At 59.5% G+C, this 23,086-nt stretch carries 15 protein-coding genes; 8 read left to right on the forward strand and 7 right to left on the reverse strand.

Annotation, left to right across the window (positions count from 1 at the left end; all coding sequences use genetic code 11):
* Positions 1 to 430: 430 nt before the first annotated feature.
* Complete coding sequence (locus ACM6IN_RS27325; protein ID WP_414917031.1) at positions 431 to 619, forward strand: hypothetical protein; 189 nt, start codon at positions 431 to 433, stop codon at positions 617 to 619.
* A gap of 65 nt (positions 620 to 684) precedes the next feature.
* Here ACM6IN_RS27325 and ACM6IN_RS27330 read toward each other — a convergent pair whose 3' ends face one another.
* The 3 genes from ACM6IN_RS27330 to ACM6IN_RS27340 form a co-directional block, all read right to left on the reverse strand.
* Positions 685 to 1,050, reverse strand: a complete 366-nt coding sequence (locus ACM6IN_RS27330) for a DUF6124 family protein (RefSeq protein WP_007950222.1) — start codon at positions 1,048 to 1,050, stop codon at positions 685 to 687.
* Between the two features lie 523 nt (positions 1,051 to 1,573).
* Entirely contained in the window at positions 1,574 to 3,985 is a 2,412-nt protein-coding gene (locus ACM6IN_RS27335) for a glucose/quinate/shikimate family membrane-bound PQQ-dependent dehydrogenase (protein WP_414917032.1), read from the reverse strand.
* A 219-nt stretch (positions 3,986 to 4,204) separates the two neighbouring features.
* On the reverse strand, positions 4,205 to 5,566 hold the full coding sequence (locus tag ACM6IN_RS27340) for a carbohydrate porin (RefSeq protein WP_414917033.1): 1,362 nt from the start codon (positions 5,564 to 5,566) through the stop codon (positions 4,205 to 4,207).
* A gap of 300 nt (positions 5,567 to 5,866) precedes the next feature.
* Here ACM6IN_RS27340 and ACM6IN_RS27345 point away from each other — a divergent pair, with 300 nt between their 5' ends.
* Positions 5,867 to 6,097, forward strand: a complete 231-nt coding sequence (locus ACM6IN_RS27345; protein ID WP_007916799.1) for a VF530 family DNA-binding protein — start codon at positions 5,867 to 5,869, stop codon at positions 6,095 to 6,097.
* A 1-nt stretch (position 6,098) separates the two neighbouring features.
* Positions 6,099 to 6,731 (forward strand): Pr6Pr family membrane protein, encoded by a 633-nt coding sequence (locus ACM6IN_RS27350; protein ID WP_414917034.1) that lies wholly within the window; start codon positions 6,099 to 6,101, stop codon positions 6,729 to 6,731.
* Between the two features lie 92 nt (positions 6,732 to 6,823).
* Here ACM6IN_RS27350 and ACM6IN_RS27355 read toward each other — a convergent pair whose 3' ends face one another.
* Positions 6,824 to 7,612, reverse strand: coding sequence for a siderophore-interacting protein (locus ACM6IN_RS27355; RefSeq protein WP_414917035.1), 789 nt, complete (start codon positions 7,610 to 7,612; stop codon positions 6,824 to 6,826).
* Positions 7,609 to 8,184 carry a PadR family transcriptional regulator gene (locus tag ACM6IN_RS27360; RefSeq protein ID WP_123376522.1) on the reverse strand — a complete coding sequence of 192 codons (576 nt, stop codon included), beginning with the start codon at positions 8,182 to 8,184 and terminating at the stop codon, positions 7,609 to 7,611. The genes ACM6IN_RS27355 and ACM6IN_RS27360 overlap by 4 nt, the downstream gene beginning before the upstream one ends.
* A 509-nt stretch (positions 8,185 to 8,693) precedes the next feature.
* On the opposite strand from ACM6IN_RS27360, the gene ACM6IN_RS27365 reads away from it, so the two are divergent.
* From ACM6IN_RS27365 to ACM6IN_RS27385, 5 genes are all read left to right on the forward strand, one after another.
* The gene (locus tag ACM6IN_RS27365; RefSeq protein ID WP_007916792.1) at positions 8,694 to 9,185 is read left to right on the forward strand and encodes a CS1 type fimbrial major subunit; all 492 of its coding nucleotides are present in this window, start codon (positions 8,694 to 8,696) and stop codon (positions 9,183 to 9,185) included.
* A gap of 112 nt (positions 9,186 to 9,297) precedes the next feature.
* Complete coding sequence (locus ACM6IN_RS27370) at positions 9,298 to 11,820, forward strand: TcfC E-set like domain-containing protein (RefSeq protein ID WP_414917036.1); 2,523 nt, start codon at positions 9,298 to 9,300, stop codon at positions 11,818 to 11,820.
* A gap of 4 nt (positions 11,821 to 11,824) precedes the next feature.
* Positions 11,825 to 13,033: a hypothetical protein gene (locus ACM6IN_RS27375; RefSeq protein ID WP_414917037.1), complete on the forward strand. Its 1,209-nt coding sequence runs from the start codon at positions 11,825 to 11,827 to the stop codon at positions 13,031 to 13,033.
* Positions 13,034 to 13,077: 44 nt separating this feature from the next.
* A complete protein-coding gene (locus ACM6IN_RS27380; protein WP_414917078.1) occupies positions 13,078 to 13,821 on the forward strand; it encodes a molecular chaperone in 744 nt (247 codons plus the stop codon).
* A 33-nt stretch (positions 13,822 to 13,854) separates the two neighbouring features.
* Entirely contained in the window at positions 13,855 to 14,358 is a 504-nt protein-coding gene (locus ACM6IN_RS27385) for a CS1 type fimbrial major subunit (protein WP_042704860.1), read from the forward strand.
* A 218-nt stretch (positions 14,359 to 14,576) separates the two neighbouring features.
* Here the strand turns inward: ACM6IN_RS27385 and ACM6IN_RS27390 are convergent, their stop codons facing one another.
* Together ACM6IN_RS27390 and ACM6IN_RS27395 are read right to left on the reverse strand one after the other, a co-directional pair.
* On the reverse strand, positions 14,577 to 19,700 hold the full coding sequence (locus ACM6IN_RS27390) for a dermonecrotic toxin domain-containing protein (RefSeq protein WP_414917038.1): 5,124 nt from the start codon (positions 19,698 to 19,700) through the stop codon (positions 14,577 to 14,579).
* Between the two features lie 192 nt (positions 19,701 to 19,892).
* Positions 19,893 to 23,036, reverse strand: a complete 3,144-nt coding sequence (locus tag ACM6IN_RS27395; protein ID WP_414917039.1) for a transglycosylase domain-containing protein — start codon at positions 23,034 to 23,036, stop codon at positions 19,893 to 19,895.
* Positions 23,037 to 23,086 lie beyond the last annotated feature (50 nt).

The following is a 23,086-nucleotide window of genomic DNA, read 5'->3' on the forward strand; positions in this document are numbered from 1 at the left end:
ATGAGACGAGTTATATAGGACGCGCAAGATAATCCGGTGGCGGGGAGGGCCGCTTGCGAAAGTGACCTGACAGCCGACCCTTTTCTAGCTAAATGCGCTCAATCCGACTATGGGCGAGCCTGCTCGCGGACGCGGTGTGTCAGGCACTGTAGATGTTGAATATGCTGACGCCTTCGCGAGCAAGCTCGCTCCCACAGGTTATTTGGGGGTGTTTTTGAAATAGCGTGCACAAATAAGGCGATGCCTCTCGACAGTCATCTGCAATCTGGCGGTTAACTCATAGATCAAAATTCATTGCGGTTTATTTCGAAGCGGTCTTGGGCCCCTGTAATTTCTGACAGTAGACACATTGCCCGGTCGATCCGAGATTAACCAGGCGTCCTCAGGCAGGGCGGCGCATGCCGATTTACGGACTTAAAGGAATCCAGCCATGAGTTATACCGATACGAGTTACGAGGGCTGCACTATTCGCGAATACTCCCCCGACACCCCGGGTCTGCGTTATCGGGTGATCTATAACGCGACGGATGAGAGTTTGTTGCTTGAGACTCGCAAACAGGCCGAGCAATTGATCATTGAGCGATCGCGGTTGATGAAAAACGGAGGGAAAGCTTCTTGAGTCAGCCGGGCTAACGCTCACCTGTGCAGGAGCAGCCTGCGGCAGCTCCTGCACCGGGTGGTTTGTCAGGTATTTGCGGGGATTTCGTGGTTATCCAGCACGCGGTTCACCGCCAGTTCGGCGAGCATGATGATCTGCTGAATGGCCAGGATCGTGCGCCGCTGTGGCAGGTCGATGTAGGCGGCGATGTCGCTGGTCATGAGGCTGGCCTGGGCCAGTGATTCGCAGGCGTGGACCAGCAGGCTTTCGCTGTCCTGCTCGGGGGCGACCTGGAACATGGTGCTGGGTTTGTGGAAGCGCAGGGTTAAGGCGTTGGGTTTGAGGTAGTGGTCGAGGGCGCGTTCGGCGGCTTCGTGGAATTTCTTGGAATCGGGGGATTCGTAGGGCGAGGTGTCGTCGGTTTCGGGGGGATTGGGTGTTGGCTTTTTCATAGTGACGCTCCGAATGATAAGTGGGGCTGTCACTCTCAATCACCGCGACGCGACAGAGGGTGGCAGCTGTACGCGGGGTCGCGGACCGAGCCATTCGGCAATCTCGGCATACCCGAAGGTATCCCGCGCACAGCCACCATCAAACCAAACTAAAAGCACCTGAGCGCTCCAGTTTGGGCCGGCGATTATGCATCAAATCGAATGAACTGCTCGGGCCGCGACGCCCGTTCGCTGAATTTGCAGCGACCCCCCGAGCCTATCCAGCCGATTTCCGAGGCACAACCGACGCGACTTGTCGGAAAACTCCGCGCCACTTTCAACGTCTGTAGGACGAGTACCTTTCCCACAGATCAACGCATTTCAACCTGTAGGAGCTGCCGAAGGCTGCGATCTTTTGATCTGGCTTTTAAAACATGAAGTCAAAAGATCGCAGCCTTCGGCAGCTCCTACATGGGTGTTTGGCGTGCACAAAAAAGGCGATGTCCTCACGAGACATCGCCTTCATTTTTACCGCCGCTAAAACTTATTCCGGCAGTTTGTACGCAATCACATAGTCACCCATTTTGGTGCCCAGCGAACCGTGACCGCCGACAACCAGCAGCACGTATTGCTTGCCGTCCTTGCCGGTGTAGGTCATCGGAGTCGCTTGGCCACCTGCCGGCAGACGCGATTTCCACAGCTCTTTACCGCTGTTCACGTCGTACGCGCGCAGGTACTGGTCGAGGGTGCCGCTGAGGAAGCCGACGCCGCCAGCCGTGACCATCGAGCCGCCCATGCTAGGCACGCCCAAGGTGAAGCCGATCGGGATTGGCGAGCTGTCGCGGCTGGTGCCGTTTTTGCGTTTCCACACGACTTTGCTGGTGGTCAGGTCGATACCGGCAACGTAGCCCCAGGCCGGGGCCTGGCACGGTACGCCGAATGGCGACATGAACGGGTGCATGATCACCGCGTATGGCGCGCCGGTGTTCGGTTGCACGCCAGCGGTTTCGCTTTCGCGTTTGCTGCCGGCGGCGACTTGCTCGCGTGGCACCATTTTCGAAACGAAAGCCATGTAGTTCGGGCTGGTGAACAGCATTTGGCGAACCGGGTCGACCGAGACGCCGCCCCAGTTGAACACACCAACGTTACCCGGATAGATCAGGCTGCCCTGTTCCGACGGTGGGGTGTACTGGCCTTCGTAACGCAGTTCTTTGAACTGGATGCGGCACAGCATCTGGTCGAACGGGCTCGCGCCCCACATGGCTTTTTCGGTCAGTTCCGGGGCCAGCAGGTTGAGGTCCGAACGGGCCTGGGTCGGTGCGGTGTGGTCGCCTTTCACGGCGCCTTGCGGTACCGGGATTTCCTTGATCGGAATGATCGGCGTGCCGTCACGACGGTCGAGGACGTACAGGCTGCCCTGCTTGGTCGGGGCGATCAGCGCAGGTTTCACGCCATCGGCGGTTTTCATGTCGAGCAGGGTTGGCTGGCTGCCAACGTCCATGTCCCACAGGTCGTGGTGAGTGAACTGGTAGTTCCAGCGCACTTTACCGGTGGCCAGGTCCAGGGCTACAACGCCGGCGCTGAATTTCTCGGCGCCCGGGGTGCGGTCTGCGCCCCACTGGTCTGGGGTCTGGTTGCCCAGTGGCAGGTAAACCATGCCGAGTTTTTCGTCGACACTGGCCAGCGACCACATGTTCGCCGAGTTGCGGCTGTAGGTTTCACCCGGTGCCAAAGGCTCGGTGGCGTCTGGCTTGTCGCTGTCCCAGTTCCATACGAGGTGACCGTCGCGCACGTCGAAAGCGCGGATCACGCCCGATGGCTCGTTGGTCGATTCGTTGTCGGTGACGTGACCGCCCATGATCACCAGATCACGAGTGATCGCGGCCGGCGAGGTGGAGTAGTAGCCGCCAGCGGTGAACGGGCCGATGCCTTGGGTCAGGTCAACCACGCCTTTGTTGCCGAAGCCTTCGCAGATTTTGCCGGTGTCGGCATTCAGGGCGATCAGACGGGCATCAGCGGTTGGCAGGTACAGACGACGCGGGCAGGCCTGAGCAACGGCTTTGCCGGCTTCGGAAATCACCGCGGAGGCGGCGTTTTCAGACTTGGCGTAAGCGGCTTCGTCGTAGTACGACACGCCACGGCAGGTCATGTGGGCGAAGCCTTTGAAGCCGACCGGGCTCTTGATCTGTGGGTCGAAGCGCCACAGTTCTTTGCCGGTGTCCGGGTCCAGGGCCAACACTTTGCTGTGCGCGGTGCAGGCGTAGATCATGCCGTTGGCTTTCAGCGGGGTGTTTTCGTTGGTCAGCTCGACCGGGTCATCCGCGGTCGGCAGGTCGCCGGTCTGGATGCGCCAGGCTTCTTGCAGCTTGCCGACGTTGGCCGGGGTGATCTGCTTCAGCGGCGAGTAACGGTCACCGAACTCGGTGCGGCCATAGGCCTGCCAGTCGCCATCAGGCATGGCTGGCGCGGTGCTGGTGGTGTCCGCGGTGTCGCGGCCCAGTTCGCCGAAGGTTTCGCCCGGGTGGGTGAACAGGCTGGCCAGAGCGGTAACGCCGGCCAGCACCACAGCGACGGTCAGACCGCCAGTGCCCATTGGCGCCGGGCCGTTCAGCAGCAGTGGACGACGGAACCACGGCAGCAACATCACGAAGCCGAGGGCGAACCACAGGGCCAGACGTGGCACCAGCTGCCACCAGTCCAGACCGACTTCCCACAGCGCCCAAACGGTGCTGGCAAACAGAACGATGGCGTACAGGCCCAGCGCCGCGCGACGACGCATCAGCATCAAAATGCCGGACAGCGCGATGCCGATACCGGCCAGCAGGTAGTACAGCGAGCCGCCGAGCATGCTCAGCTTGACCCCACCGGCCAACATGGCCAGGCCCATCAGTAGAAGCAGAATGCCGAGCAGGCTCGGTAGCAAACGGCCCCGACTCGAAGCACTTTCGGTGCTCATAGTGTGATTCTCCGTGACGTTTATGTAGTCCCGCGCTGTAGTCACTTTAGATGACGATTTGGCACAGGCATGGTTCAGATAAAAACTTGTCTAGCTAACGAAATTCATTTGTGTAGGAGTGAGCCTGCTCGCGATGGCGGTGCGTCAGTCTCTGGAGATGTCGCCTGAAACACCGCTATCGCGAGCAGGCTCACTCCTACAATGGATTTGCGTATTGCTTTAGAACGAGGACTGGATCTTGATCCCGCCGATCAGGGCGTCGTCGACGTCGTTCACGCCACCGGGGTGGCGGATGTATTGCAGGTTCGGGCGTACGGTCAGCCAGTTGGTTACATGCACGCCGTAATACAACTCGGCGCTGTATTCGGTGTCTTGCGGCGGCAGGAATGACGGATCGTCGTAGTCGTACACGGCGTTGGCCTGATTGCTGGCTTCAGCATTTTTGCGGAAGGCCGGGTTGACGTGTACGCGGGCGAGGGCGAAACCGATGTCGTCCTTGGCGCGCGCATCGAACGGGCCTTTGTAGGTGATGCCGGCCTGGACGTAGTTGTCGATTGCGTTGGTTTTCTTGTCGTGCATCGTGCCGTTGGCGAACACGCTCAAGCCGCGACTGTTATCGCTGGCGACGCTGGTGATCTGCTGCTGAATACCCAGCCACACGCCGTGTTTGCTCGACGCGCTGCGGTAGGCTTCGCCGCTGATAGCCGCCGGTTGGCCGTGGCTGTCTTTATAGACGTCGCTGGCATTGGCGTTGCTGTAGTAGTAACCGGCGCGGTATTCGCCCGGCAGGCCGTTGAGCTTCGGCGTCCACACCAGTTCGATCGGCAGGATCGCGCCCTGGGTGCCGCTGCCGCTGAGTTTGAAGCCGTTGCCGCGATCGAGGTTCGACGGGTTCTGCTCGTAGGCGCCGACCTGTGCGTACAGCTCCGGGGTCAGGTGATATTTGACGCGCAGCGCCCATTGGCTGACCGGCCAGTTGTACCAGATGCCGCCGACCCAGTTGCCGACCTGCGAGCCGCAGAACGCCAGGTTCTGGAAGTCGCACGGAAAGCTGTTGAAGTCTTCGCCTTCGCCGAAACGGCCGACCTTGATGTCGAGTTTCTGATCGAAGAATTTCTGCTGGTACCACATCTGCGTCAGGCGCGTGGTCTGGCCACGGCCCCAGACTTCCTGGGCCGAGGTGAAACCACCGACGCGCGGATCGTTGATGCGGTCGTTGCTGATGTTGTTGCCGCTGCGTTTGGTGATGGTCAGTTGAAACTCGGCATCGTCCCAGCCGAGGATCTTTTGCAGGTCCAGGTGTGTGCCCAGGCCAAACTGATCGCTGTAACGCGCGGTGCGGTCGTGGTCGTAGCCACCGTGCAGGTTGCTGCCCATTTCGCCGGTGTAATCGAGCTTGAAGTCGTAGCCTTTTTCCGAGAGTTCGGTGCGCGTGCCGTTCCAGTCACCGAGCATGTACGGTGATTCACTGTCGAACGCGGGCGCCGCTTGCACGCAGCTGGCGAGGCCGAGGGCGGTACAGCCGCCAAGGGTGCGCAGGGTTAAGATAGCGCTGTCTCGGGAGAAGGAAAAATCGGGCATGGCTAAGTCTTTTTTTGGTGTTTTCGGGGTGCGAGCTGAGTGCTTCAATAAGTCGCAGGCAGTGAAGCGATTCAGCGGAAGGGCGGCAGGATAATGATCTGTTACAAAAACACAAAGGCCTTTTGTGAACATGCAGCGTTTCAGATTCGGTAACAGTGCGGCAAACGGGCGCATTGTCGGCCGGTTCGCAGCCTGCGATCTTTTCAGGTTGGCCTACATTTGAAGGTAGGCCTTCCACCCGATCACCCCCTCGGCTAAGGTGCGCGGCTTCTGCATTTTCACTTCGCCCAAAGGCCTGGCATGAACGAACAAACCCCCGATCCGCTGCACGGCGTCACCCTCGAACAGATTCTCAATGCGCTGGTGAGCCATTACGAATGGTCGGGGCTGGCCGAGCGCATCGATATTCGCTGCTTCAAGAGTGATCCGAGCATCAAGTCGAGCCTGACGTTTCTGCGCAAAACCCCGTGGGCGCGGGAGAAGGTCGAGCGCCTGTACGTGAAGTTGATGCGCACCAAGCGACCGCTTTGAGATGGACGCCGGTTGTTGGCGTCGTCGCCTGATCACCTGCGCAGCCGTGTTGGGCTGGGCGGGATTGGGCATTCAGCTTTACCTGATTTTCTTCGCGCGTTTAAGCGTTGGCGCAAGCCTGTTGGGCGGCGTGGTGAGCTTTTTCAGCTATTTCACGATTTTGACCAATACGCTGGTGGCGACGGTGTTGACCTGCGCGGTGACCGAGCGTGAATCCGCTGCGCGCCGCTGGTTTTTGCTGCCGTGGGTCAGCAGTGGGATTGCCGTTAGCATCGCTGTGGTGGGTCTCGCCTACAGCATTTTGCTGCGGCATTTGTGGCACCCGGAAGGTTGGCAATTTATTGCCGATGAACTGCTGCACGACGTGATGCCGTTGCTGTTTCTGGGGTATTGGTGGGTGTGCGTTCCGAAAGGCTCGTTGCGCTGGTGGCATCTGCCGGTGTGGCTGATTTATCCGCTGGTGTATTTCATCTATGCGCTGCTGCGCGGGCATTTGCTCGGTGCGTATGCGTATCCGTTCATTGATGTGGCGGTGTTGGGTTATCCACAGGTGCTGATCAATGCCGGGGGGATTTTGGTGGGATTTGTGGTGATTGGGTTGTTGGTCATTGGCATGGACCGATTACGGCGATGAAAATCAAAAGATCGCAGCCTTCGGCAGCTCCTACAGGTGTACGCATTCCAATGTAGGAGCTGCCGAAGGCTGCGATCTTTTGATCTGGGGATTTACTCCTCTTCGGAGGTGCCTTCGGCGCGCCAGTAGCCGACGGCTTTGATCAGTTGCTCATCCAGCCCGTGCTCATCGATCAGCACCCGGCGGATCTGCCGTGAAACTTTCGTTTCGGTGGCTACCCACGCATACAGATTGCCCTTGGGCACCTGCAACTGCTTCACCGTACTCAGCAGGTTGTCCTTGCCACCTTCACGCAACACCCAGATCACATTGACCTGCGCTGCGCTTTCCAGCACTTGCTGCTCGGCGCCGTTTTCCACTTCGATCACCACCAACGCCTTGCGATTGGCCGCCAGGCCTTCGAGGCGGCGGGCGATGGCGGGCAGGGCGGTTTCATCGCCGATCAGCAGGTAGCTGTCGAAAATGTCCGGCACGATCATCGAGCCGCGCGGCCCGCCGATGTGCAGGAACTGCCCCGGTGTGGCTTGCTCCGCCCAGGTCGACGCAGGGCCGTCACCGTGCAGAACGAAATCGACGTCCAACTCCAGCGCGTCGAGGTCATAGCGACGCGGTGTGTAGTCGCGCATTTCCGGTTTCGGCCCATCGTCCTTGCCGGCGCCGAGCACCATCGTCTCCAGCGCGGCGGCTTGTTCGGCGTTCTGCGGGAACAGCAGTTTGACGTGATCGTCGGTGCCCAGGCTGATGAACCCGGCCAGCTCCGGTCCGCCGAGGGTGATGCGGCGCATACGCGGCGTCAGGTCGACCACGCGCAGGACTTCCAGCTTGCGGCGTTTGATTTCGTGCATCACGCGGTGAATGGTTTGGGTATCGACTGCAGTCATTCGGCTTTCTCCGGGGCAGGTTGAACGGCAGGGCCGTCGACGATGGCTTTGGCGGTGTCGTTGAGCAGGTCACGCACGCGCAGGACTTCTTCGGCGCTCCAGCGGCCGTGGTGCATCTGCAGGGCATGGCGCAGGTTGTGCACGGCTTCATGGATTTCCGGCGGCCGATCATGGCCGCGCAGCGAGCGTTTGCTCACATCGATGCGCATACGCACACCGTCCAGCGCCACGGCTTGCTCGCTTAAAGACAAACGACCGGCGTCGGTGGCGCTGTAGCGTTTTTTGCCGCCCTCGGCGTCGCCGGTGATCAACTCGCTTTCTTCGAGAAAGGTCAGGGTCGGGTAGATCACGCCGGGACTGGGGCTGTAGGCGCCGTCGAACATGCCTTCGATCTGGCGGATCAGGTCGTAGCCGTGGCACGGCTGTTCGGCGACCAGCGCCAGCAGCAGCAATTTCAGGTCACCGGGGGCGAACACCCGAGGGCCACGGCCGCCGCGCTCGCGCCCGGGGCGCTTTTCGAAGCCGTCACGGCCGTCGCCGTGTTCGCGATGGGGGGAATGATGGTCTCTCATTTCTGTCTTCTCTCGTCGTGTTTAGATACAACTTAAGATATATCTTGGAGAGTGTGCAAGACGTTTTTCCCCGAGAAAGGGCGTCGCCTGACGAGCGGCAGATCCGATTCGGGCGCAAGCAGCGAATCTCGGCCGGTTGTCGGAAACGATAACTTGAAAGTTAAAGTCATCGCTCTATTGTGTGTAGAGTATATGTTCTAAATTGCACTAAGTTGCCGTGCTGTCAGGGTGAAGTTGCTGTATGGTTTTTTTACTGAAACTGTCTGTAGGGTGAAACTTACAGTCAATGTTTTGAATATCTGTTTTATGTTCTTTTTTCTTGCGGGTCATGGGGTTGTTTAACTACGCGGTTGTCGGAAGTTGCCTGCTTACTTCCAAGAGTTAACAGTCGATGATGCTTCGGCATTGAAAGTTCAAGTTGACCTGGCTCAACTCGGGCAGCGACTCGGGCAGTGATTGTCTTGAACTTTCAATGTTCATCCCCCTATCAAGAAAACAGGTACATAACGATGTTCAAGAAACTCGCAATCGCCGCTCCACTGGCTCTCCTGGCACTGGGTTCGACTGGCGCATTCGCCGCTGGTGAAGCGTCGCACTCGATCAGCCTTGTCGCGCATGTGCCGACCAACGGTTTCTATGTAGTGCCGACCGATCCGGACCTGGTCAACAAAGACCAGGACATGAGCTACCAGCCGAGCACCGGGAAAATGCGCGACGTCAATGGGTTCTTCGATGTGCGCAACAACAACGGTTCGGTACACGCCAGCCTGGAAAGCCAGCCGAAGCTGGTCGCTGGCAATACCTCGATCGACCTGCAAGTCATGCTTAACAACAAGGAACTGACCCTCACCCCGCAAATGGTTGTGGGTGAATCGGAGTCGGACGTCAACTACCGCGCACCGCTGAAAATCAGCGCGGTGGGCAGCAACTTCGTGCCGGGGGATTACACCGGCTCCGTGGCGATGATCTTTGATGCCGTGCCACCGGTTGCTGGCAACTGATCGCATTGATCAGGCACTAAGGCGCGCTTTTACCAGTGGCGCTAACCGACGGGGCAGATAGCAGTGTTTGTCCCGTCGGACTTTCCTTGTTTGTAAATCAGAGTACGAGTTCATGTTCCCGATGACACCCATCGCGGCTGCGCTTGCGCTGTTGTTTTGTGCCAGCGCAGCCGTGGCGTCCAACTCCACCGGTACCACGCCCCGCAGTCTGCTGGCGCAGGCCAAGGGTTTGCCGGCGGATTTCGAAGAGCATTTCTTTGATGTGCCTCTGGCGGTACGGGTCGAAGTCGATCAGCAACCGCTGGGTGAGGCCATGGTGGTGTTGTCGCACGATGATCGCATCACCCTGCTCGAATTCACTGACACCAGCGATAACCGTCTCGGTCCGGCCGAGCGGGAAAAATGGGCGAGCTATCTCAAGCCCGGCGTGCCCTTGGGCGCGTGCAGCGGTTCCTGTCCGGACCAGTTTCTGGCGGTGCACTACAACCTGGAAAACTCCCTGGTCTCGATCCTTACCGAAAATGCCGAGCGCGACGTTGAGGCCAAGCGCTATTACGAGCAGCCCGACAGTGGCAGTCACGGCCTGATGGTGCGTAACCAGCTCAACCTCAACGGTGGTCAGGAGCAGGATCTGGGCGGACGCTTCGGCCTCGAAGCCAGTTCAAGCCTGGGCAACTGGAGCCAGACGCTGAACCTGCAAGTTGCCCGTCTTGGTGGCCCGGACGACAAGCTTTATCACGCCATCCAGGAGCTGCACACCCAGCGCGAACTGCAAGGCAGTTTTTTCCGTCTGGGCTATTTCACCCCCAATTCCGAAGGGCTGATGCGCCAGCCGCGCACGTTCGGCACCAGCCCCGACACCGCCGTTGGTGTGATGTACGGCAGCTCCGACAGCCTGGCCATCAACAGCGCGATGCCCAGCGTTTATCCGATCTATGTCACCGCCAACCGTCAGGGTTCGGTGGAGATTTGGCGCGATGGTCTGCTGATCAATACCCAATCGGTGCCGGCCGGCTTGCAGACCCTCGATACCCGACCGCTGCCCGGCGGCATTTATGAAGTGGAAGTACGGCTGATCGAAGATGGTCAGATCACCTCCACCACCCAGGAGCTGGTGTACAAGCCCAACAACTGGCGCAACCTCGACGAGCGCTGGCGCTATAACGTCTTTGCCGGCGAAGAACAGAAACTGCTGAGCAATTGGGACACCCAGGCCAGCGGCAGTCCGACGGCGGGCGCGTCGGTGAATTACCTGCTGCATCCGCGGGTGATCCTCGGGCTGTCGGCGCGGCAGATTCGCGAAAAACTGCAATACGGCACGTCCATCGACTGGACTCTGGCCAATCACCTCAGCCTCTACGCCAACGTCTACAAGACCGAGGATTACGGCACTGGTCTCGACTTGCAAAGCCTCTACAACTATGGCGCCGGCAGCATCGTCGTCAGTCACAGTCGTAGTTGGCTCGACACCACCTATACCTACGACACCCTGCCCGATGGCACTCGGGTTCGTCCGCGCAACGTGTTCATCGGCCAGACCAGCAATTCTTCGCTGGCGCTCAACCATCGCGTCAGCAGCAAGAGTTCAGTCAATGCGCGAGTGTCGCACAGCGAAGGCAATGTCGAAGGCATGGGTATGGATCTGGGCTGGACGCAGCGCACCACCCTGCTGGGCAGTGACGCCAGTTGGCGGCTTTCGTTGTTTGATCGGCCCGGCAGTTTCAGCAGCGGCGATGCGCGCAATCGCGGGGTCGACCTGAGCATCAACATGGCGCTTGGCGCACCCGGCCAGCAGATCACCGGCAGCATCGGCTCACGCACGGCCCGCGACGGCACGCGTGACAACAACGCCTCGCTCGGCTGGCGCAAGGATTTTCAGGATCACGTCCTGCAAAACGTGTCGCTCACGGCACTCACCGATACTTACGGGGTGGGCGTCGCCAGCCTCGCCAACTTCCGCACCGACGCGGTCAATGGCGATGGCTTCATTCAGCGCTCCTCCTACAACGGCAACTTCACCGGCGGCCTCAACGTTGACAGCACCTTGGTGGTCGGCGGGCAACAGATGCTCATGACCAGCCAGAGCGATGTGCGCGGCGCCGGGATGATCGTCGATGTCGAGTCGGATATCGAGGACATCGTCCTGCGGGCTGACGATTACAGCGGTGGCGGGGCGGCGTTGAAACCGGGGCGCAACTTCATCCCGATCACCGCGTACCGGAACAGCTCAGTGAGTTTTGACTTCGAGGGTACCCACGTGCCGGCGGCGAGCATTGAACCGGCACGCACCCGTTATCACCTGAACAAGGGCGGGGTCGAGTATCGCAAAGTCCGCGTGATGAAAACCCTGACCGTGCTCGGTCGACTGGTGGACGCACAAGGACGGCCGCTCAAGGGCCATCACGTGATCAACCACGCCAGTCGCGGTGTAACGGAAGTCGACGGCTTCTTCTCGATGGAAATGAACGCTGGCTCACCGACCCTCGAAGTGCGTCAGGGCAGCCAGTTGCTATGCCAGTTCCGCCTCGATGCCGGCAGCCATCGCAGCGAAAACGATGTGTTGATGATCGGCGACCTGCGTTGCACGCCGGACACCCTCGCAGACGCCACCTCCACCGAACAGAAGGCAGGTTGATCTTATGAAGATAATTACAGGTGGTTGTGCATTGGTGCTGGCGCTGAGTATGTCCACGGCACAAGCGATTAATCAGGAAATTCGTGCGCTGTTTCAGCCTGATCCTTCGCAGCCAAGCAAGAACCTGTTCGTTAACCAGACGCCCAATAGTGGTTATTGCGTGAACTTCCCCGCGCAATGCGCCAGCAACAATATGTTCAGCATCGAGTTGCCCGTCCGCTACAGCTCAGGCGAGCTTAGGCCGGGTGACGATGTCTCGCTGCAGGTCCCGGCTGGCTGGAGACGGTTGACGGTGACTAATCAGGAGACTCAGGAAACGGAAACCGTAGAGGTGCGTATTACTGGCATCGGCTCCCGATTTGTCCTCAGCGATAGCGTGGATGACCTGACCGGAGTAGCAGCCCCCACAGGCCATGACATCCTCTGGACGTCCCTTAGCGGTTGGCTCTATGCCCCGGCGCCTTGCCAAGGCACAGGCATGGCCGGGTATAGCGATCGCACCTATCGCTTTTTCTGGCAGACGCCTGTGCAAGCGCCCTGCACCAAGACCGCGGCTTTCCGCATCCCCTCGATGTACTTCGAGAAGTTTGATTTTGCTTATGAGCTGAAAACCCCTAACCCGTTGAGTATGTCGAGCGGTCTGTATACCGGATCCATCGCCTACTCGATGGGGCCCGGCGGCGATTTCGACATGGGCGCGACGTTTCAGCCGGACGACGGCAACCTCACCCTGGACTTCGTGCTGGACGTACAGCACACCCTCAAGGTCGATCTGCCGCCGGGTGGTAACCAGGTGTCGCTGGAACCCCAAGGTGGCTGGGCGCGCTGGATCGACAGCGGGCGCAAGCCGACGCGGATTTTTCGCGATCAGTTGTTTTACCTGTCCGCCTCGTCGCGCTTCAAAGTCAAGATGGTGTGCAATTCCACTGGCGGCCCGGCGTGCAAGCTCGGCAGCCCCAAGGGCAATACCACCGAGGTCGAAGTATCCCTCAGCTTGCCGACAGGAATCACCGGTCCCAGCGGCAATGTCATCCGGCATCCATTAAAACACGACGAGTGGGCGGGGCCGTTCCTGCCAAGCCTGTACGTGGATCGCAAGCCCGGCACGCTGCATTTCGACATGACCCCGTTTGCCATCGAATTCCTGTTGCGCCCCGGCCTGAGTGACCGGCTGCGCGGCAACATCACCATTATCTGGGACTCGGAAGCATGAGCGGTCCCGCCTGGCCATTCTCGACATTCATGGAGTTGAAAACGATGAACCGTGGTTTTCTGCTGGGCCTGCTCAGCGTGTTTTGCCTGACGGCGCAGGCCGGTCCGCAGATCAATGTCGGCACCGTTTACGACTATCTCGACGCGGATAAAAGTACTTATCTGAAACGCGTGTTCAATAGCGGCGATGCGACGGCATTCGTCAAGATCAATGTGCTGGAAATCATCTACGACACCGAGGGCAAGCCCCAGGAAATTGCGATCGAGAACGCTGCCGACGGCGCCTCACGCAATGGTTTGATGGCCAGTCCGGCGCGGCTGATCGTCCCGGCTCAGGGCATGCAGGGCACGCGTTTGCTGTACATGGGCGAGCGTGATCGTGAACGTTATTTTCGCGTGCGTTTTGTCCCGGTAGTCCCGGAAAAGGAAGACGACTTTGTGGTCAGTGGCGAAGAGCGGGATGAGTACAAAAAATCGCTTTCGGCCGGGGTCAATGTCATGACCGGATTCGGCACGATCTTTTTCGTGCGGCCCAAGGACGTTCGTTTCGCCACCGTGGTCAATGAAACCGAGAGCCGCTATGAGCTGCGCAATGACGGTAACACCGTGGTGATTGTCGATGAGTTCAAGAGCTGTTCGCTGAGCAAGGAAACCGACTGTGGTGCGACCACCAAACACCATGTGCTGGCGGGCAAGACTTTCGCGTTCGACAAGGACAAGGGGCGCGAGTACCGCTTCTTCCTGATCGAGGGCAGCGCCAGAAAAACCATAAAGACCGCCAGTCGCTAGGTCTGTTTTCCAATGACGCATCGGGTAAACCACATGATCAAGCAATGCATCCTCGGCACGCTGATGGCCACTGCCGTGTTGGCCAGCGTTGGGGCCTGGGCCGCTCGCGAAGAACACACCTTTGAAGTGTCCCTGACCATTCCCAGCCGGCCGTTCTACATTATTCCCGCAGAGCCGGACTGGATTCACCGGACCCAGCGGCTTGCCTGGGATTACCCGCGTGCGACGCTTGGTGGCCTGGAGAAAAATTTCGACCTGCGCCACGACAGCGGCGCGATCGAGGCGCGCCTTGGCTCCGACCCTTATCTGGAAAACGGCCGCCCCGGCGAGGTGATCGAGTTACAGGTCACGTTCAATGCCGTGGAGTTGAGTTCACACATCACGCCGCGCCAGGTGCTGTCTCAGGAAGAGGCGGCGGCCGGCAAACGCGTGGCCCTGAAGATCAGCCCTGTCGAACCGGCGGGCGGGTATCGCTCTGGCGATTACAGCGGCAACGTCGTGTTGTTGTTCAACGCCAGGGCGCCGGGTGTCGAATGAGGCTGTTGCGTAGTCATCTTCGCGCCTGGCCCGATCCTGTGGCGGTCTGTTGCTGGCGCTCAACGTCAGCGCCGCAACGGCCGAAGTGCATCACATCGAAGCCCGGCGTGGCGTGAAGTTACTCAGGCCACGTCACCGTGATTCGGGATTCGGAAGTGGCGCAGGCGCGATGAAGCTCTGCCAGCTTTGACCGGGCTGGCAGAGCAACAGCGTTGTCGTCAGAAACCCGCTCTGGCCAATGCTTCACGAGTCAACTGCCTGGACAGTTCATCGCGCTCATAGCCAATGTTGTCCGACAGCCGTCTGTGGCGTGCGGCGCTCATGGCTTCGCCGCTGAAGACCTCTGCCTGCGGTATGCCCAGTTGATCGGCAAGGCTTTCCATTTTTCGCGCCAGTTGATTGAGTGGCGTTTGTGGCGTGGCGTTGGCCCATTCAGCCTGCGCATCACGCAGCTCATCGAGCCGTCCCAGTTTTTCCGCGTAAAAATCATCATTGGTTTCATAGCGGTCCGGGTGGTTCTTGCGCAAATGAGTCTCCCAGAACTTCTTCGAATAGAGGTGGATCATTCCGTTGACCAGACCATCGCCCTGTTCGCGTTTGATGATCGTGTTATAGGCCGCGTCGAGTTGTTCGGTACTGACGCCGGAGCGAGGTCGGTAGAGCATACCCTCGGCCTGCCAGGGCAGCCCCAGTCTTTCGGCCAGCCCGGTCTCATAGGCCAGATGGATTTCTACCTCATCGGGAGCGGGGATGCTGTTATCGATCTTGTTTTGCTGTTTCTGACGCTGGTATTCAAAATCTGCCTCATCGGTCACTCGGTTCAGTCGGGCGGCACTGCGGGCGAGGCGTACGAGTCTGTCATCCAGAGCGCTGGCTGATGTCGACTCTTCGTAGGCTTTGGATACCAGTACTTTCATCCCCAGTGAATTGAACAACTGAGTACCCAGATCGCCGCAATCATCGGGGGACACAATCTGTTTGAACAGTTCTGCGCGCAGTTGTGAATCGATTGCCGCCGCTTCGACCATTTCCCATACGCGCCGGGTCAGATTCTGTCGACCGCGACTCGTCCGGTAATCTGCACTTTCCCTTTGCTTGCGGATAACGCTGAAAAAACCGGCGGAGTCTGGTTCGGCCATCAGGTCATGCCAGGATTCTTCGCGATATTTTTGCAACGCTGCGGACGGTCCGAACCCGCCAGGCTCAACGGGAAACATTTGCCAATGGCTGAGCTCGTTGCTGGCTGCCGGCAAATAGCTTTGCACCAGACCCAGGCCTGAAGATTGCCGATACAGGCCATAACGCACCCTGTCCTCATTGGTCAGTTTTGCCAGGTCAAAGCGCGCGCGGCTGAGGACAAACGCCTGATCGGAGCCGGGCGTGACCTGGGGCAGGGTATTGATCGGCGCCCGCCGCATGTCGAGCATGAAACCGCGCCGTCGCGGCCAGTCGCCGCTGCCGGGTTCGAACAACCCCTCGGGCCAGGTTTTAATGTCGGTATTGGCCAGGCCCAGTTCATACAACTGGGACATCCGCCCGACATCGGGTGGCACGCCCAATGGATTACCGTTCAGGTTCAGCGTGCGCAGACGCACCAGTGCGTTGAGGTGTTCGCCGGACTGTGGCGTCAAGTGAATCCGGTTGTCGCTCAGATCCAGATACTCGAGCCGGCGCATTTGGCCGAGGGTGGAAGGTATCTCTTTCAGACCGCACTGGCGGGCGCTCAATTGCCGCAGCTGCGGCAGGCTGCCGAGTAGTCCTTCGGCGGTAGGCGAGAGGGGCATTTTGTTGACTCTCAGCGAGGTGATCTGCTCAAGGTGTTTCTGCAGGTCAGGTTGTTCGCGTAAATCTTTCCACCACCTTTCGAGCTCAAAGCTCAGGAAATCGGACGTCAGGTCCAGCGTATAGCCTTGTTCGGGATGATTGCTGCCACCTTCGAACAGATCGCTTTTACGCTCGAAACATTCAATCAACTTGTCTTCGATGTGCCTGCCGCCGTTGTGCATGTAATCCAGGGATGCTCCGTAGGCCGGATCTCCCGAGTCGTCCATGCCGGCGGGGTAATTGTCACGCCATTTCTGCAGTGCCTGGTGCAGATCCTCGCGTTCGTTTTCCAGCTGTTTGATCGCGTTTTCGGGGTTAGCACTCTTGCGCTGCAACACTTCGATGAAGGTGGTCACCTCGCTTTCCTTCATGTACGGGTAGAGCTGCCTGATTCGTTGTTCCGGTGTCTGTTTGGCAAACGGCCACGGCCAGCCGCGCAGCAGCGTTTCGGTTTCAATCGTCGCCACCGGGCGGATGGGTGGCTCTGCCAGCGCGGTTCGGCGCTGTGCAGGGGACGCGGCCTGTTCCATGATCCATAGCTTCAGCGGGCGTCCCTGACCGCGTTGATAACCCACTTCAGGCAAGGTCTGGACAGGCACCGCATGAAGAATCGACTCGTAGAAATCATCGCCTTCATGCAGTTGGCGGTTATTGGCGTCGAGCACTTCATAACGCCCCCGTTCGTCGCGGATCAGACGTCTGACGGTGGTTGCGTCAGCCGGCCCGACACCGCAGCGCAGCGGTCCGTCATAGCTGCCATCGCGAACCTCCAGGCGCAGGTCGGCGAAGGTGTCGGTATTGACTCTGAGGGTGTTGAGCGCGAGGCGTTCAGTCTCCGCGGTGATCAGCTCATCGTGATAAAAACCATCGTAAGCCCGGGTAGCGGATGCTTCGAAATCCAGTTCTCGGGCTTGGTTCTTGAGGCGCAGCGGCAGGCGTTGTTCATCGGCGATGCGTTGCAGTTCGGCGGGTTTGGCCTGCGCCACGACTTTTTCTGCAAGCTCGAGTGGAAGATCCGGGAACGTCTGTCGGACGCGCTGGATATCGGCTTTGCCTGATCGTTCCCCGGCTTGATAAACATGCCGGGATACGGCGCCGCTGCGTTTGTCGACGTCATCGGCGAGCTGATTGCGCAAGGCTGCAACACGCTCACCAGGAGGAACCTCGCGCCCCAGCAGACTGTTGAACTCTGCCTCGGTAAGAAAACCTGCCACCCGATCCGGCAACTTGCCCGCGTTCAGATCGTCGAGACTGATGCTCAAGGTATCGGCCTCCAACGCTTGGGGGTTGCCGTACTTGCGCGAATAGCCGGCCAGGTCGGTGTCGGCAAACACCTCCAGCGCCCGATTGTACGGCCAGCCTGGCAGGCTGGTCAGCACCGGTTCCAGCCACACCGATTCAGCGGCAATCGGCTGCCCGTTACGGATGTTGGCGGTGGCGATGCGAATATCGTCGTAGGCACTGAACCGCTTGACCGTGTCGGCCAGCAGCGGTGGTGGTGGACGGGTGTCCACATACATCTGGCGCAGAGCGTTGTGGTCGGTACCGCTGCTGATGCGGATCTGCTCCAGTTCCCTGGGGGAAAATCGCTCGACGCGATGGCCCAGGCGCCGCATCAGTGCTTCATTTGGCCAGTCTTGCGGGGTTTCCGCTTCATGCACCCAGGCGCCGTGGCCATTGTGTTCGATCCGTGGCTGGTAGGCGTTGGCGCGGTTCGGGTGTTTGATGCGGTGGGTGGTGGACGTCGCGTCAGTCGAGGCTCTTTCGACGAAGTACAGCTTGCCCTCCAGTGGCAGGACCTTTTCGTTGCCGTACTGATGCAGTCCATGGTGGTCAGGTTTGGCGTCTGGCGAGAGCATCAGTTCATTGCGTGCGTAAGGGCTCAGATCCGGGTGCCATAAACTGTTTTTGCCATCGGGCAGCTTGACCGGTTTCATACCGTCGACCAACGGCGACAGCTTCACGCGAAAGGCTTCGCCGATCTGCGCGCCCGCAGTGAAGGCGGCCAACTGGATGATGTCGGTCACCACGCTGATGACATGCCCGGCGGCTTCCTGCCAAAGCCCTTCGGCCAGATCGACGATGCCTTCGATGACGTCGCTGGTCAGTTGGTAAGCGGTGTAGGCCATCATCAGTTCGCCCAGACCCGGGACGAAGGGAGTGGCGATCAACAAGGCGACATTGGCAATGTCCGAGAGGATTTTCTTGAAGTTGTCCCACCACGCCCAGCGCGCCTTGCTGTCGGTGTCGGCGGTGGAGACGGCGATTTCCCGGGCATCGTTGAGAATCTTGTTGAGCTTTTGCTGATAGGCGTGGCGCCAGTAATCACCCTGTAATTTCAACCGGCTGAATTGCAGGTTGGGATTGTCCACCGGGTCCTTGCGCCACGCCGGTCGCTGGTCGGCCGGATCCTGACGCGGGTGATACCTGACAATGAACAGTCGCTGTTCGAGTTCAGCGAAGAAGTGTCCGCGCTGCTGCTGGTCGACAAACTGGCTGAAGAATTGACGATAGGTCTGTTGGCTTGAGGCACTGAACCGGTCTTCGCGAAACTGCCGCGTCAATTCATCGCGCAATGCTGTCAGAGAGTCGTACTCCTTGAGCGGGTGATCCGGATCGTGAGGAATGTAGGCGATCACCCGTCGAACACCGCGGTTGTCCGATACCGCATGCGTCAGTAGCAGGATCCCGGTCAGGCGGGTGCCGAGCAGTGACAGGTCAGAGCACTGCATTGAACGGCCATTGAGCCGCAGTTGCGGTTTGCCTTCGGCCAGGGTCAACAGCATTTTGTAGGCGTCGTACTGGATATCGTCCTTGATCAGTGCCAGGTGCGCCGCGACGGCGAGGGCGTCTTTCTGACTCTCGTTCACCTTGTGTTGCAGCACGCCTTCAGCCAGCGGTTCACCCGGTAGCAGATAGCTTTCCAGATGCTTTTTATACTGGGCGCCGATATCCAGGTCGCGGCACAGCGTTTGAAACTGGCCGATGGGCATGGCGCTTTTGATCGGCACGACATCGAACAGACCGCGCTCATCGGGTTGGCTGATGTAGTCCGAGCCAGGAGCGACCGTTTCACTGTTGGCGAAGTTGTGCAGGGCGGCGTCCAGCAAGGAGACGGTGCGGGTCACGACGCCTGCGGAGAAATCGATGGCGTACCACGGTTTTTCTTTCGGCAGGTACAGGCGTAGAAAGGTGCTTTTGACGTCCGGCTCGATGCCGTGACGTTGTTTGATTTTTGCCTTGAGCAGCGGTTCGGCGAAAGCGTACAGATCGGTTTTCGCCAGCAGGTGGTCAACCTGGTTCTGCGAACCCCAGGCCTTGAGGTTGGCGTCGGCGAGTTTGTTCAGATAGGCGGCGGGCGCGGTGGTGTACCAGGCTTCATTCTTCAGTGGCGCGGCTGCCAGGGCGAGGCCCCGGCTGACGGTAGCGGTCTTGAAATTGTCGTCGACGGCGGATTTGATGAATTCGTAGTGCCGTCCTTTGTCCGCGTTTACCGCAGGCTGGGGAGAGAGAGACATGGCCAATCATCCTTGATTGTTGAGGAGTGATCAGCCTACTCAGGGCAGGGCAAAACAAAAGTTCAAAGATCGGGAGGCAAACGGCGTTGCGCAGCACCAACCCGACGAAAATTCGAATCTGAAAAATACATGAATACCACCCGCCGAATCGAAAATTCGTCACTCTGATGCAGAAAAAACCGACACGATTTGTTACCTCGCTGTAGGGCGCGGCGCTTCGAGCATCGCCACGCTGGCGGTTTTCGTTGGCGTGCATTGCGAGTCGCTGCCCGGTTGCAGATACGGCGTCAGAATCGGCGCCATGCCCTTGAGCACCTGCACTGGCAGGGCCGAGGTGAACTTGAAGTTCTCCGCCGAGCGCCCCGGGACGAACGCGGTGAGGGTGCCGAAATGGTGATCGCCGATGTAGAACACGAACGTCGCCGTGCGGTTGATCGACTTCGAACTGAGGATGCGCCCGCCCGAACCGATGGCTTCGATGCGGTTGTCACCGGTCCCCGTTTTGCCACCCATGGCCAGTGGGCTGCCATCAGCCAGTTTGAAACTGCCGGAAACACGTTTTGCCGTACCGGCGTCGACCACTTGCGACAGCGCCTCGCGCATGGCCGTGGCGACTTCGGACGGCATCACCCGTTTGCCGACATGCGGGTCATTGACCAGTTGCGTTTCGTAAGGTGTGCCGGCGGCGAAATGCAGGCTGTCGATGCGCAGGGTCGGCATGCGCACGCCGTCATTGAGGATGGTGCCGATCAGCTCGGCCAGTGCGGCCGGGCGGTCACCGGAACTGCCAATGGCGGTGGCCAGCGAAGGCACCAGATGGTCGAACGGGTAGCCGACTTTCTGCCAGCGCTGGTGAATTTCCAGGAACGCTTCGATCTCGAGCATGGTGCGAATACGGCTGTCACGAGCGCCCTTGTGCTTGCTCTTGAACAGCCAGCTATAGACTTCCTGACGTTCGAAATGGCTGGCCTTGACGATCTCGCTGAAGGTCGCGTCCGGGTGGTTCAACAGGTAGCCCATCATCCACAGGTCCAGCGGATGCACCTTGGCGATGAAGCCTTGATCGGGCAAATCGTAACTGCCAGGTCCATAGGAATCGTAGAGGCGGATCAGGCGATCATCGGTGAGTTTTTCGCTGAGCTTGGCGCCTTTGAGGTGTGAGCGCACGAAGCTATTGAAGTCCTCCTGACTCGCCTCCGGCAGCAAGTAACGATGCACGGCGGCCAGGCGAATCGGCGTCGGGCGCATGCTGTCGAGAAAGGTGTCGAGGCGCGCTTGAGTGTCTTTGTTTTTGTACTTTTTCCAGAACTTGAGCTGGAACGAGGTGCCTTCGCGGTCGGCGAAGCTCGCCAGGTATTCCTGCCGGCGCGGGTCACGATCATCCTTGAGCAACTCGGCACTGCTGTTGGGCCCCGAATAAGTGACATAACGCACCACGTCGCGCATCAGCCGAATGAACGGCAGGTTGATCGACTCGCGCAGGGAATCGCGCAAGGTCGGCAGGCGGCCGTTGTCTTCCTTGCGGAAGTTATGGAACGTGTGCAGACCGCCGCCGGTGAAAAACGCCTCGCCGGGGCTGGCCGAGTATTTGCGGTCGAGGGCTGCGCCGAGCATCTTTGAAAGGTCGTGGTCTTTGTTCTGGATCAGGTAGTCGATGACCCACTGGCTCAAGCGGTCCTGATCGGGGACTTCGACTTTCTTCAGTTCCGGCACGCCCATTGCGCCGTACTTGTCGTGGAGTTCGGCGATGATTTGCAGGTAAGTGGTGAGCACGCGCATTTTCGCCGTTGAGCCGAGTTCGAGTTTGCTGCCTTCGTTGATGTCGAACGGCTGGTCGGTGCTGTCGGTCTGTACCCGCACGCGGGAACCGTCCGGGGTCAGCTCGAAGAGGGTGAAACTGTAGCGCACTTGGGTGGTGCTGGTCGGCGTCAGCAAGCGTTCACCGAGCAGGCCGATTTCGGCGGCGTAGGCCGGGTCGGCGAGTTTTTTCAGGTAGGCGGTGGCCTGGGTTTGCAGGTCGCCTTGCAGCGTGCTGGTGGCGGACAGATCCAGGCGATCGAGATCGTACAGCGGCCGGTTGAGCATGCTCGCCAGGCGACTGCGGGCGACGCTGATGCCTTTGTTGGTTTCGATCGGTTGCATGGTCGGCTGGGTCTGCCAGTCGCGGTAGGTGACCTTGCTGGCGAGAGCGGCATCGGCCAACGCGCTGTCGATCACCGCGTTCTGCTTGAGCAGGCGCAAGTGGCTGTCAGTGAGGTTGGCGAGTTCCTCGCGGCCCTTGGTCAGGTAATGCGAAGGGCGACGCTGGGCGATCATCAGCGAGAGCATTTCCCGCAGGACCAAGCCTTTGGCCGCCATGGTTTTCGGATCCGTGGCCGGACTGTTCAGCTGTGCATTGGCCTGGTTGAAATCACTGCCGTACCAGACGCGCAACCCCTCCGCCATGCCATGCACTTCACCATGCCCCGGCACCGCCGAGAGCGGCACGCTGTTGAGGTAATCGCGCACGATGTTCTGCCGTGCCCCCAGAGTTTGCGGGCCGGGCTGATAGGCGCGTACGCTGGCGGACATCATCTGCCGCAGCTTTTCGGCACCGGAGACTGTCAGGCCATCCGGTGAGTGCCGGTACTTTTCCAATTGCGTCGCCAGCGTACTGCCGCCTGCCGATTGGCCCGGCAATCGCAGCAGTTTCGCCACTTGCGACCAGGCGGCCATGCCGAAGCGCGGCCAGTCCACTGCCGGGTTGGCCAGCGGCTGTTTCGGGTCGAGCAGGAAGCGGTTTTCGATAAACAACAGGCTGCTGACCACCACTGGCGGGATGGATTCGAAGCTTGAATACAGCTGCTGCGGGTAGTTGTACTTGTACAGCGGCGCAGCCCGGCAATCAGTGATCGACAGCCCGGCCTGGATCTTTTCCGAATACGGCACGAACAGGCCTTTGTCGGTGTAGCTGAGCAGCGCCGGGGAAAAACGCGTCTGCTCGGTGATGACGTAATTGCGTTTGAGCAGGCGTGGCAGAAATTCATCCAGCGAGCTGTAGCCCAGGCGCAGATCGAATGGCCCATTGCCCGGATAGCGAATCGCTTCGCTGGGGCCGGGTTCGAGATGGTAAGTCAGCGTCGCGGCGTACTGGCTGAGCTCGCGCGACTGGAAGCGCGAGGTGCGCATTTCCTTGGACGCGGCCAGTCCCACGACAATCGCGATAATCACCAGTAACAACCAGAAAGCCTTCCACCCATGCCGGTTGCGGCGGGGTTTTTCAGGGACAGGCGCTTCATCCACACGGTCGGTCGGAACCACGGCTTTACTCGAATCGGTTTGCCACAAAGCGCCCATAGTCGATTGATCCATTCACGCAGATTGATCGGACTTGTCTGAAGCTTAGA

The sequence above is a fragment of the Pseudomonas sp. IT-P395 genome (assembly GCF_949767675.1).
Taxonomy (GTDB): Bacteria; Pseudomonadota; Gammaproteobacteria; order Pseudomonadales; family Pseudomonadaceae; genus Aquipseudomonas.